Below are 12,716 nucleotides of genomic sequence, written 5' to 3'. Positions count from 1 at the left end.
CTCCCTCTGCCTTACCCAGACTTTTTCATATCGCGTAAACTTCTCAGCACGGAAATAAACATATCCTCACTTGGCTCGATCTCCGATTCTTTGGTATCAGGGGCAAAAAAGTCTTTTTTGATCCGATACAGTAATTCATACCCAATAGGAACCACGAATAAGGTCAGGATCGTTGATGTAACGAGTCCGCCAATGACCACAATCGCCAAGCTTTTGGTCATCAACGCTCCTTCAGAAAAGCCGAGGTAAAGTGGCAAGAGCGCGCTGACTGTCGCAACAGCCGTCATAATGATGGGGCGTACGCGGGTAACGCCAGCTTCGACAACTGCCTCACGCATAGAAGTCCCTTCCAGTCTTCGTTGCTGAATATTGTCCACATACACGATTGCATTGGTAACAACAATTCCGACCAGCATCAAAAAGCCAATAAGTGCCGTTATATCGAGAACGGTATCCGAAATGAATAGGCCAAATAATCCGCCGATCACAGCAAGTGGCAGGGACAGTAGAATCGCAAGTGGAGCCGTAGCATTGCCAAAAGTGATAAGCATGACGATGTAGACGATAAATATTGCTGCACCAATAGCTAAGAGCATATCTTTGAAGCTTTTTTCCATGTCGCTTGAGACGCCTTCAGATGACAATGTAACTCCGGCAGGCAATTTTTCCGCTTGCAACATCGCAAACAGGAAATTACTCGCTCCTCCTTTATTGTCGCTCGTGATATCTGCCGTAATTTGTACGAATTGTTTTTCGTCCTTGCGCATGATTTGTGATTGAACCTTTTCTTGGTCAATCTCGGCAAAGTCCACCAAACGAACTTGTTGCTTGCTTGGCGTTTGAATGTAGATATTGTTCAGTTCCTCTAGCGATTGCGCATGGTTTTCACCGAGTCCAAAGAAGAGACTATAGTCTTTGTCGTCGACTTTGATCTTGCCAATTTGGGTATCCGAAACCAGGAGGTTGATCTCTTGAGCCACCTGTACAGGGGAAACTCCCAGTTCCGAGGCTTTGTCTCGATCGACTTTGATGACAACTTCATTTTTGAAATCGTTCAAATTGTCCTTCACATTGGTCAACAGAGGACTTACTTTCAAGTTTGATTTGACTATTTCGCTTGCCTCTTTCAAACGATCCAGATCTGGGCCATACAGGATCACCTTGAACTTGTTGGTATCGCTGCTACCAGGTTTAGTCAAGGCCATTTCAGATCCTAGTGGAATCATAGGTTTGACGATTCCCTCAAATTTCTTGATCGTTTGGTCGAGATTCACATCTTGTCCTATTTTGATTAGTAAGAGAGCCTGATTCGATTGGCGTATTTCCGCTTCATTTTCCGAGCCAAGATTGATTTCTATGTACTCTACTTCGGGCTGCTCCATCAATTTACTTTCGACCTGGGCAACCGTTTGATCGAGTCCATCTAGTTGTGTACCTTTTGGCATCGTTACTTGCGCGAATATGTACTTCGCTTCCGGATCAGGAAACAATCCGTATTTCATATACGGGAGAAGCGCTAAACTTGCGACAAATAGAACGAGAGACAGAAATCCGACAGCAGGCTTGCGGTTGAGTGACCATTGAAGTAACTTCCTGTACGTGTCAGACCCTTTCCCATGTTCATATTCCTTGATATTGTGGTCTTTTAAGATCATCAGCTTGGCTAACAGTGGAACAATCGTCACGGCTACTAATAGTGAGGCAAACAGCGAGCAGACAACGGTTAGTGCAAATGGGCGGAATACTTCTCCGATCATCCCTCCAACAAAGACAATGGGTAAAAATACGGCGGTTGTTGTAAAAGTCGATGAGGTAATGGCATGTAGCATTTCGTGGGTGGCAATTTGAATCAAGCTTTCCTTGCGTTCTTTGTTCAATTGCAGGTGGCGGAAAATATTCTCGATAACGACGATACTGTCATCCACAACTCGTCCTACAGCCACTGCCATCCCGAACAGGGTGATCATATTGAGAGTAATGCCCATCCAGGACATGAAGATCAGACTAACTAGGATGGATGTTGGGATAGAGACTAGGACGATGAGGGTTGCTTTTACATGACGCAAAAACAGCAAGATGACTACAGAAGCCATAATAGCTCCAAGCAAGCCTTCCTTGAGCATGCCGTTAATCGAATTCTTGATATCGACAGAAGTGTCATAAATCGTGGTAAAGGTTAAGTCCGGGTACTCCTCTTTCAAAAGGGATAATTTTGCATTAATGGCATCACCGGTTTCTACCGCATTGGCGTCACGTGTTTTGTAAATATTGATGTTAATTCCATTCTTGCCGTTATAGCGGCTGATCGAATTAACGACTTCATCAAAATTGACTTCAGCAATATCGCCAAGCCTAACGTAGGTAAGCCCATTTTTAGGGTCACTCGGGAGGAATATCTTGGTGTTACGAATATCTTCTACATTGCGGTAACGGCTCACTACGCGAATGATGCGCTCTTCCCCATCCTCGGTGATCGAACCGATAGGCAGCGCTACGTGATTGTCAAGTAAAAGCTGTTTCAACTGCAATGGAGAGATTCCGTAGTAGTTTAGTGTATCTACCTTTGGCAGGATTTTCATTTCTTTGAATTGCCCGCCTATTGTTGATACTTTATCAACACTTTCAATACCTTCTAACTCTTTGAGCACCGTTTCTTTTACATCGTTGTCAAAATGATCGAGTCCACTCTCATTATCCTGTCCTGTCACAAACAGATAATAGACGGGTTGATTGCTGAAGCCCTGAACCATCACTTGCGGTTTGTTTACTTTGCTAGGAAGCGCGATACTGGAGATTTTTCTTTCCAGCTCGTCCCTGACAGCTTGTACATCTGAACCAGTCTCCAAGTAGACCTGTAGCGTGGAACTATTGTTGCTTGAGTACGACTCCACTGCCTTAACACCTGTGACATGCCCAACTTCACGTTCCAATGGCTTAGTTACATCATCGAGAACATCTTCTGGTGATGCATCCGGATAAGTAGTATTGACTAGAAGCACAGGGAAAGTGATATCCGGCATGTTCTCTACCTTGAGAGACATGGCGGCAATGATTCCACTAACTACGACAAGCAGGGTCATAATAATAATAGCGGTTGAGTTTCTGAGAGAAAAATTCGTTAGAAAACGCAAGGCATGCCCCCCTCATTCCTAATAAATTCCATCCTCTATATTACCCCTCATTTTTTTGGTATTCAATAAATTTCCATAAAAATTAAAAATTGTTTTTCATTCCGCTTTTTGACCAAACAGAAAGAAGACCAAAAACCACCTTACGACGGAGTTTTTGATCTATGTACGCGAATAATCTCGCGAAATGTAAAGAAATTGTATGTTTCTATACAAAAGGAATCTGTGTGGGAAACAGTCTATTTAATGAACCCATGAAGGATGATATCCCCTATCGCGTGAGCAATCATTGCGTACTCCAGTCCACGCTTCCAGTAGAGGTAACCGAATAATATACCTGCCACGCCGTTAAGGGCGATCGTGCGAATGAACAACAGCGGGGTAATCTCACCAAAATAGACATTTGCCGCAGGGAGATGACCAAGCCCAAATATAAGGGCTGCCCCAATGATGCCTGCCCAGTACATCCAGGGCTTAGGGGATGATTTACGTCCGAATAGCTTGCTCAAAATCCACACGATCATTGTCATCATGAACAAACGAACCATGACTTCCTCGTAAACTCCGCCTTGAATGGCTGTCAGGATACCTGCCCAAGTCGACACTTCTACGTCTTGTGCTTTTTCCGCCAAGATTGGCAGTAATGGTTGGAAAACGGCAAATTCCAGTAGGAGGAGCAGACCTGTTGCTGCAAAGCCAAAGATGACTGCTTGAATGATTCCCTTTTTGTTGAAGGACTCTCCACCCGTTTTATATAACCATTTCCGAAGGACAGGGGCATCCAGCCCTAGCTTGGTTGCGAAGGTCAATCCAATCCACGAAAACAGAAATGCCATGATGGTTCCCTGCAAGACGAAAATGGTCATGGCAACCGGTAGCGGGAGAGGTACCAGAGCTAATGCATCCCCGCCAATTGCCAGCAAATACGGAATAGCTGCGATAAAACCGATAGCGCTCACTAACGATAACAGAAATGCTATTTTCAAGTTTTTCATTCTACTTTCCCCTTCCTGCTTTTTTGTAATAGTAGTGGCTGCTTCCGATAGAAATCAGAATTGTCACCAACACAATGATCAACATAAGGATGTAATGTATGGTTGTTGGTAAGAATGAGGTGAGCATGATGAGGATTCCTCCGATGAAGAACACACGCCCACTCAATAGGTGGGTATTTTTCCAGACCTCTTCACAAGCGAGTGACCATGGCGTGCGTATCCCAATCAGATAGTTATGTCGAAAACGAGGCATAAAATTCCCTATCGTTACAAAGAGAATTCCCAAAATAAGGGTTACGAATATCCCAATATTTAACATATACCCATATCCATATGCGATTATCACGCTATGGATGACGAGAAGTACGATCATTAATGTATGCAAGATTGTATCGTGACTGCTTTGGAACCTTTGATAATACTGTTTTTGACTGCGAACAGCCACGAAAAGAAACAGCATCACAACCGGAATAAAGGATACACCCACAAGCTTAGGCGCAAAACCATTCGGTTCGCCATTTGGTCCCCAATGAATGACCATCTGATCTGGCATGGAGGGATAACAAATTGCGCTCAAGACAACACTGATGACAAAAAATAAAAGAGACAAGTTGGATTTATTCATGTGATTCCCTCACTTTCTAATGGAATTGGATAAACCATTTTAATAAGTCTTGAAAAACGGTCGTGTTCAGTGAGTAGTAGATGTTCTGCCCCTTTCGTTCGTCGTATACCATTTGTGCCTGTTTCAACAAACTGAGATGGTGGGAGATGCTGGGCTTAGTCATTTGAAAATGATCGGCTATTTCTCCAGCCGTCATATCTTTCTCCCTCAACAGGTCAAGAATCTTTCTTCTTGTGGGATCAGAGAGTGCCTTAAATGCGTAATTCATTGACATAATCAATCGATCCTACTTTCCTACATCATTTTTAGATATTTAGGAATTTATCTAAATGTTAGGTTGAGAAATACCTTCTGCCAGCTCGTAAGGCACAACTGGATGGAAGTAGTTTTTGAATCGTTCATTTCAATATCAATTCTACCACAAATTCAAAATTTATCCAATCATTCTCATACAGTTTATCTCAGTTCATATAAGTATTTATTTACATACCAATTCCCGAATTAACTACACTGTCGAGTGACATAAGCATTTTCTGCCAAGACGCAGTCAGTATTCTTGGTTATATCACTCGACAAAAATCAAAAGAAGCGAGCATATCTTGTTAATTACGATTGGATTCGTGAATATCTAAAGGTATGCCAAATTTCATTATCATCTTTAATGGTCAGATAGATTTGCCCAGCTCCGTAATCTGCCATGGCCACGTATACTTTTCCAGGAGTATACTCACCTACATAATTCCCATAATAATCGCTATCAAATGTTAATCTTCTTCCCGATATTTCAAAGGTTACCGATGTCTCTGTCGCTGCTATACATTTGACATTAACTTTATCTACTGCTGGAGATTGATAGGTTTGGTCGTTTTGCGTTTGCACTGAGCTTTGCTGTCTAACAACTTCTAGATCCTTTTTTAATGCGCCATTCTTTTTTGTACATGCTGACATTGCTCCTTGTACTTCCGCTAGCTGTCGCTCTAACCTAGCAATGTGTCTCAGTAATTCATAATCGTTGTAGTGTCTGCCTTCTCCCGCTGAAATTGGATAATAACCCTCTTGTGGATACCACCCGTACATAACTTCCCCCCTCCATTAGCTGTCACACACTTTACATTATGGATTTTCCGCCTATCTCGTTCGCCTATTTTCCCAAAAATTGGTTTAGTGCTGGCTCCACTAAATGAGATAGCGGCCACCGAAGACCTGAATACAAAGTCTTAGACTGACCGCTGTGACTTATCGCTTATCAAAATTCCACTCCATATTTATGGAAGATGGCCTTGTATTTATTTTCGAATATGGTCCAACGCTTTTCTGTTCCGTGCTTTTCCTGCAAAGCATTCAAATAATGTTTAGCTGCTACTACATCATTGGATTGTAATAGCAAATGAAAGCTCTCTTCGCCCAGATGTAAAAATGGACCTGAAGTGTAATAATCCACAATGGATCTGGCACTGGTCATCGTATCATAGAAATGAATAACCTCATCTAAGCCATTTAGCAGCGTTACTCTTACATCATCCATATTCGTGTCAGGAGTGATTGAAAATCGATCTGGAACAGACTCAACAATTTCCCTCATTCTTGCTCTGAAGTGACACTCCGCTTCTTGAGGTGCTGTAAGAATCGCTCTCGATTGTATCTGTGCCAACTCTACTGCATAAATACCACAGTTCACATAGAACATTACATGGTCCGCTGCATTGCCAGCAGATTTTTGGAAATGGAACATGTAGATCAGGCTTTCTGTTTTCTTAGTGAAATTCAACCCCTTCTTTGCGAAGCCGCGATTGGAAAGGAATGGCTTTACGTCCTGTTTAATCATATCAGTAAATAGCTGTTGCAACATGATCCCTCCTCGAAGTTTGCGATAGGCCTCATCACGAGCGCTTACGCCAAGCTAGGTCTAGCAAGGTAGCGACGGCAGATCCCGCAGTGTACCGCACAAGGTCCACCGTCAAAAAGCCTTTTCCTAATACCAACGCCCCAAGAGTTGTCTCCCGGAGAGACTTGATCCAGTCGGCCTGATATAATTGGCTGGCCTCGATCGCAAAGCAAAACACGAGGCTGCACCACAATGAGAAAGAAATCTTTTTATGAGCATAACAAGTGCGGAAGCCAAAGTAGATCATGCAGGCCCATAATGCATCGCCAAAATGCTCAGCTACAAAGACTGGCAACACATCGACGAACGCTCTGGACCCTAAGCCCAACGCCATGACAACAAAAACAGCGACGGTATAGGCGACACTGGCTCTCCATCGACTCGAGGAGCACTCCTTACATATGCTCATAGGTATCGTCCGGTTGTACTTTCATTCGGCTTTGTGCATCCTCCATCAATCTTCCTCTTTTATTTACCTTTCCTCGGTAGAAAAGCGTTTTAACAATGAAAAACCAATTGGATAATAGTACCTTCACCGAGCTTACTTTCTAATCTTATTTCAGCGTCATGAATTTTGGCAATCTCCTTACATAATGAAAGCCCGAGGCCAAGCCCTCCTCCATTGGCTCTCGATCTCGATTTGTCGGACATAAAGAATGGCTCAAAAACTTTTGTTATGTCGTCATCAGGAATACCGATCCCTGTATCTTTCACTTCAAGAATAATTTTTGACTCCGTATTTCTGTATGAACGTAGAAGTATTTTATCGTTGTTCTTCGATGCTTTAATCGCATTGTCTATCAGGTTTGCAAGTAAAATTTTCATCAAATCCTTATCCATTAAAACACTCAGATGCTCCGACGATATTTCCAGATCCATATTCTTTATGTTCAGCTTTGGAATAAAGGAATGTTTGATTTCCACAAAAAGTTCGTCAAGCTTTCCCTTTTTTAACTCAAAATCTTCTTTTCGCAAAACAATGAGCTCCATAAGCTTAAATGTCAGTTTCTCTAGCCGCTTTCCTTCATCATAGATAAAGCTTAATGAGTTGATATAAGTCTCTTCATCATATTTATTCGTTCGTAAATAATCCGCATAGCCTATGATCGAAGTTAAAGGAGTCCGAAGTTCATGTACCAGGTTATCGATAAACCTTTGCTTGTCTTCTGAAGATCTTTTAAGCTGGTTTACTTTATCTTCTACATCAACGGCCATCAAATTGAAATTTTCCGCTAACAACCCGATTTCGTCTTTCGATTTGACCATGACTCTTTCGCTGAAATTCCCACCTGCAATTATTCTTGTTGATTGGATCAGTTTATTAATCGGCTTTACGATAAACTTGCTCATGATGATGGTAACGATGACCAAAATTGCTGAAATAAGAGCATTTAGCTTGATTAAAAGGCTTAATAAGTCTTCTCTATTTTCATAAACACTCGAAATATCTTTCACATAAGAAAGCTTATAGTGATTATTTTCCAAATAAATATTCTTAGCGATAAATAAGTACGTCTTTTCCCCTAGATCCCGTATGATGTAATTTACTTTATCTGATGGGATGTTTAATTCTTCGCGATTCGTAAGAGTTATCTTGTTGTTTTTAAAATGGCTAAAAATAACTTTGCTATTTTCATCTATTACATCCAGATACACATCCTGTTCTCCGAGGTTGTCCAAGTACGTACGAATCATGGAATCTATGTTTGGTTTGCCAACTCCTTCTGCATCTGGGGTTGAAGATTTTTGAACTTTAAGTAAATATAGATTTGATTCTAAAGAGTTAGCAAATCGATCCTGTTCACTTATCCCGGAACGGATCTCCATATTGAGATTGAGTTCAAAGCTGCTATGAATAAGGTAAATGGATGCTGGTACAAAAAAGATTTCGAATATAATTAATGTACATAAAAATATCCTCTGCCAAAATTTCATTTATTCTTCCAGCCTATATCCCAATTTAAATACTGTTTTAATTTCATCTTTCCATCCCAGCTTTTTCCTTAGCTTTTGTATATGGTTGTCAATCGTTCGAGTCTCGCCAACGTAGTCATATCCCCAAATTTTTTCTATGATTTTTTCCCTCGTTAATACGATGTTTTTATTTTGCACTAAAAACACCAATAATTCGAACTCCTTCAAAGTAAGCTCAATCATTTCACCGTTCTTTTTCACCTTCATTTCTTGCAAGTATACTTCTGTGTCTTTAAAATTTATGATGTTGCTTTTTTTATTGTAATGCCTTAATACATTTTCAATCCTAGCCAGCAATTCAATTCCTTCAAAGGGCTTCGTAATATAGTCATCTACTCCCGCTTTTAATCCATACACCTTATCTGTGACAGAACTTTTCGCAGTTAAAAAAATGACAGGTATCCCTAAAGGTTTAATTTTTTCAAACAAAGTAAATCCATCCACTTTTGGAAGCATGACATCCAAAAGGATGAGATCAAAACGATCGCTTTCAATTACACTCAGGGCTTCCTCTCCATTAAAAACGATTGAACTCTCATAATTTGCGGTATTTAAATTCAATTTTATTAAATTTGCTACTGCGATATCGTCTTCAACAACTAAAATTTTGATCATTCTGTTTTTACCTCATTCCTTTTGTAGCTGTTAGATGGAGTAAGTACCATTTGGGGCACCTACTCCATGTTTTTCGTCCCTGCAATATCTTAATTTACTTACAGTTCTCTGAAATTCTCACGGTAATCATTTTCTTCAGAAGGTAGAGGGAGTAGTCTGTCATAATTAATCTCATAACTAGATACTGAATAATTCTTCAGACTCATTGTCATTGTTACATCCCTTCCATCTTCCAGATCGCAAAGAACACGTATGGTTCCGGAATTAGCCGTCTTACTAACCTTCATCGTATTTACCTTAACATTTTTCTGTTGTTTATCAAAAAAGTTGATTACCGCAGTTTTAACTTTCGCATCATCGATTGTTGTCTCTGAGCTTCGATTTTCATTCGTGAAAGCAGTTAAAGAAACAATTTCCCCTGTTGCTTCATTTATAACAATGCGATTAGAAGCGGGCATTGGCTGGTTTAAGTCTTCAGCACGAACAAACTGTACCACGATAACATTTGCCGTATCTTTTTTCGCGTTTTCTTTTAATACAGCTGCATCTTCTTTTGAATATAAATCCATGAAGAACTTAAAATCTTCTTGCGCGTTCGTTCTATTCACACGTGCCTCACCAAAAGATTTCGCGTCAAGCCCCATATAGTCTTTTAGAGCTTTGGTTGCCATTTTTACGGCTTCTTCATCACTAATCTTTCCATTTGCTACTTTGGCTACAGTTGTTTGATTTGAGTCATTTCCTGCTTTGCTTGCCACTGTTACGACTTTGTTTTTAGTAGATTGAACTGCGTTTTCGGCTGCAAATACAGCTGCTGTAGCACCGCCTACAATTGTTAGTGCCATAGAAAAAACGAGCATATTTTTTTTGTTCATAGTAATGCCTCCTGAAAATTTTTGTTTTTGGTTTGTGCACAAAACCCTTGTTACAGTTCATAGAATATAGCGTTCATATGTTAAAAGTATCTTTCAGTTGTCTCTAAGTTGTAAATTCTAGGGAAGATTAAAACCACCTGGCGGCTTGCATCAGGTGGTTTTCAAGAGCGGGTCTCGCATTTCTTTAACCGATTCAATTACTAATATTACTATAGAAAAGAAAAGCAAAGAACAGAATTCTACAACAAATCCTGTTCTTTGCTTTACATTTTCAGATTATGCTTCTTTAAGATCGAAACGATCTGCATTCATTACCTTCACCCATGCTGCGATGAAGTCACGCACAAACTTTTCTTTGTTATCGTCTTGTGCATAAACTTCTGCAATGGCACGAAGAACGGAGTTTGAACCGAACACGAGGTCAACAGCAGTCGCTGTACGCAAGACTTCACCGGTTTTGCGATCACGTCCTTCAAATACGCCACCTTCTACAGGCTTCCACTGTACTCCCATGTCTAGCAAGTTAACAAAGAAGTCGTTCGTGAGTGTACCGACGCGATCCGTGAATACGCCGTGTTGTGTGCCACCATGGTTTGTCCCGATAACACGCATACCGCCAACGAGTGCAGTCATTTCTGGAGCAGTAAGGTTTAGTAGCTGTGCTCTGTCTATCAGGAGTTCCGCAGGGCTGACACGATATTGTTTCTTCTGATAGTTCCGGAAACCATCAGCGATTGGCTCGAGTACAGCAAAGCTTTCTTCATCTGTCTGCTCTTGTGTTGCATCGCCACGTCCAGGAGCAAAAGGAACCGTCACATCAAAGCCAGCATCTTGTGCAGCTTTTTCTACTGCGGCACTACCGCCGAGTACAATCAAATCGGCCATGCTGACTTTTTTACCAAAGTCCTCTTGAATGACTCCGAGGATCGTAAGTACTTTTTCAAGCTTTTTCGGCTCATTCACTTCCCACTCCTTCTGTGGAGCAAGACGGATGCGAGCACCATTCGCGCCACCACGCATATCCGAGCCACGGAAGGTACAAGCGGAAGCCCAAGCCGTTGTGACCAGCTCACTGACAGTAAGACCCGAGTCTAATATCCGTGTTTTCAGTTCTGCTATATCTGCATCTGTTAATTCATACTCAGCAGCGGGTACAGGATCTTGCCAGATAAAATCTTCTGCTGGAACTTCTGGGCCTAAATATCTTGAGCGAGGCCCCATGTCGCGGTGTGTGAGCTTGAACCATGCAGTTGCAAATGCATCCGCAAACTCCTCTGGATTCTCATAGTAACGACGAGAAATCTTTTCGTATACTGGATCCATACGCAGGGCCATATCCGCAGTGGTCATCATCGTTGGAACACGAACGGACGCATCTTCTGCATCCGGTGCAAGATGCTCATCAGCAGGATTAACAGCAACCCACTGGTGTGCACCTGCAGGGCTCTTGGTCAGCTCCCATTCATATCCGAACAATAGTTCAAAGAAACCATTATCCCATTGTGTCGGATTTGCAGTCCATGCACCTTCAATACCGCTGCTAATGGCGTCCCGACCTTTACCGGAACCGTGTGTGCTCTGCCATCCTAAGCCCATTGCTTCCAAAGGAGCAGCTTCCGGCTCTGGGCCTACAAGAGCAGCATCTCCTGCGCCGTGGGCCTTCCCAAATGTATGGCCACCTGCCACGAGTGCAACCGTTTCTTCATCGTTCATTCCCATGCGTTTGAAGGTTTCGCGAATGTCGCGAGCACTCGCAAGCGGATCTGGATTCCCGTTCGGACCTTCGGGGTTCACATAAATCAGACCCATTTGAACAGCTGCAAGCGGATTCTCGAGCTCACGATCGCCGGTGTAACGCTCATCGCCTAACCATTCCTTTTCCGCACCCCAATAAATATCTTCTTCTGGATGCCAAACGTCCGCGCGTCCGCCTCCAAAACCGATTGTCTTCCCGCCCATGGATTCAATAGCAGCATTCCCTGCTAGAATTAACAAGTCGGCCCAAGAGATCTTGTTGCCATATTTTTGCTTGATCGGCCATAGAAGTCGACGAGCTTTGTCAAGGTTGGCATTGTCTGGCCAACTGTTAAGCGGAGCGAAACGCTGTGTGCCAGTTCCAGCACCGCCACGGCCGTCTCCTGTACGGTATGTACCAGCGGAGTGCCAAGCCATACGAATAAATAAAGGCCCATAATGTCCGTAGTCGGCAGGCCACCAATCTTGGCTGTTTGTCATTAGATCATAAAGGTCTTGCTTGAGGGCATGGTAGTCCAGCTTTTTGAACTCTTCTGCATAATTAAAGTCTTCGCCCATAGGGTTAGATTTTCTGTCATGCTGATGCAGGATGTTCAAGTTCAACTGGTTGGGCCACCAGTGTTTGTTCGATGTAGCACTAGGGTTGTGATTCGTAGTGCTACCGTGCGAAAACGGGCACTTTCCAGTGTTAGCAGTTGCCATAGAGTCCATTTGTCCCTCTCCCGTCATTTAAATTAAGTATTAAATAATAATACTTCTAATTAAGTTATATAGCAGTTAACAGGGGAAATCAACATCTTTTTGCTTTTTTCATGGTAAGGATTATGGACAGTCGCCAGTGGCATCGTATAAACACGATAAAAT

General features: G+C 42.2%; 11 protein-coding genes. All 11 read right to left on the bottom strand.

Going from position 1 to position 12,716, the window contains the following annotated elements:
• Positions 1-11: 11 nt before the first annotated feature.
• On the bottom strand, positions 12-3,131 hold the full coding sequence (locus C7R94_RS08850) for an efflux RND transporter permease subunit (protein WP_106780128.1): 3,120 nt from the start codon (positions 3,129-3,131) through the stop codon (positions 12-14).
• 236 nt (positions 3,132-3,367) lie between these two features.
• Complete coding sequence (locus tag C7R94_RS08845; protein WP_106780126.1) at positions 3,368-4,123, bottom strand: CPBP family intramembrane glutamic endopeptidase; 756 nt, start codon at positions 4,121-4,123, stop codon at positions 3,368-3,370.
• A gap of 1 nt (position 4,124) precedes the next feature.
• Positions 4,125-4,748 carry an SdpI family protein gene (locus tag C7R94_RS08840; protein WP_106780123.1) on the bottom strand — a complete coding sequence of 208 codons (624 nt, stop codon included), beginning with the start codon at positions 4,746-4,748 and terminating at the stop codon, positions 4,125-4,127.
• Between the two features lie 16 nt (positions 4,749-4,764).
• Complete coding sequence (locus tag C7R94_RS08835; protein WP_007729097.1) at positions 4,765-5,022, bottom strand: autorepressor SdpR family transcription factor; 258 nt, start codon at positions 5,020-5,022, stop codon at positions 4,765-4,767.
• Between the two features lie 332 nt (positions 5,023-5,354).
• On the bottom strand, positions 5,355-5,825 hold the full coding sequence (locus C7R94_RS08830) for a hypothetical protein (protein ID WP_106780120.1): 471 nt from the start codon (positions 5,823-5,825) through the stop codon (positions 5,355-5,357).
• A gap of 169 nt (positions 5,826-5,994) precedes the next feature.
• Positions 5,995-6,597, bottom strand: coding sequence for a DUF4304 domain-containing protein (locus C7R94_RS08825; RefSeq protein ID WP_106780119.1), 603 nt, complete (start codon positions 6,595-6,597; stop codon positions 5,995-5,997).
• 31 nt (positions 6,598-6,628) lie between these two features.
• Positions 6,629-7,042 (bottom strand): ribosomal maturation YjgA family protein, encoded by a 414-nt coding sequence (locus tag C7R94_RS08820; protein ID WP_106780117.1) that lies wholly within the window; start codon positions 7,040-7,042, stop codon positions 6,629-6,631.
• Between the two features lie 89 nt (positions 7,043-7,131).
• Positions 7,132-8,568 carry a sensor histidine kinase gene (locus C7R94_RS08815; protein ID WP_106780114.1) on the bottom strand — a complete coding sequence of 479 codons (1,437 nt, stop codon included), beginning with the start codon at positions 8,566-8,568 and terminating at the stop codon, positions 7,132-7,134.
• Positions 8,569-9,222, bottom strand: a complete 654-nt coding sequence (locus tag C7R94_RS08810; protein WP_106780112.1) for a response regulator transcription factor — start codon at positions 9,220-9,222, stop codon at positions 8,569-8,571.
• Between the two features lie 98 nt (positions 9,223-9,320).
• Entirely contained in the window at positions 9,321-10,097 is a 777-nt protein-coding gene (locus tag C7R94_RS08805) for a hypothetical protein (protein ID WP_106780110.1), read from the bottom strand.
• A gap of 276 nt (positions 10,098-10,373) precedes the next feature.
• Entirely contained in the window at positions 10,374-12,563 is a 2,190-nt protein-coding gene (katG, locus tag C7R94_RS08800) for a catalase/peroxidase HPI (RefSeq protein WP_106780107.1), read from the bottom strand.
• Between the last annotated feature and the right edge of the window lie 153 nt (positions 12,564-12,716).

This window comes from Brevibacillus sp. NRRL NRS-603, from assembly GCF_003013445.1.
Lineage (GTDB): Bacteria > Bacillota > Bacilli > Brevibacillales > Brevibacillaceae > Brevibacillus > Brevibacillus formosus.
Note: the sequence above shows the minus strand (reverse complement) of the source record. Positions and strands in the feature narration are given on the sequence as shown.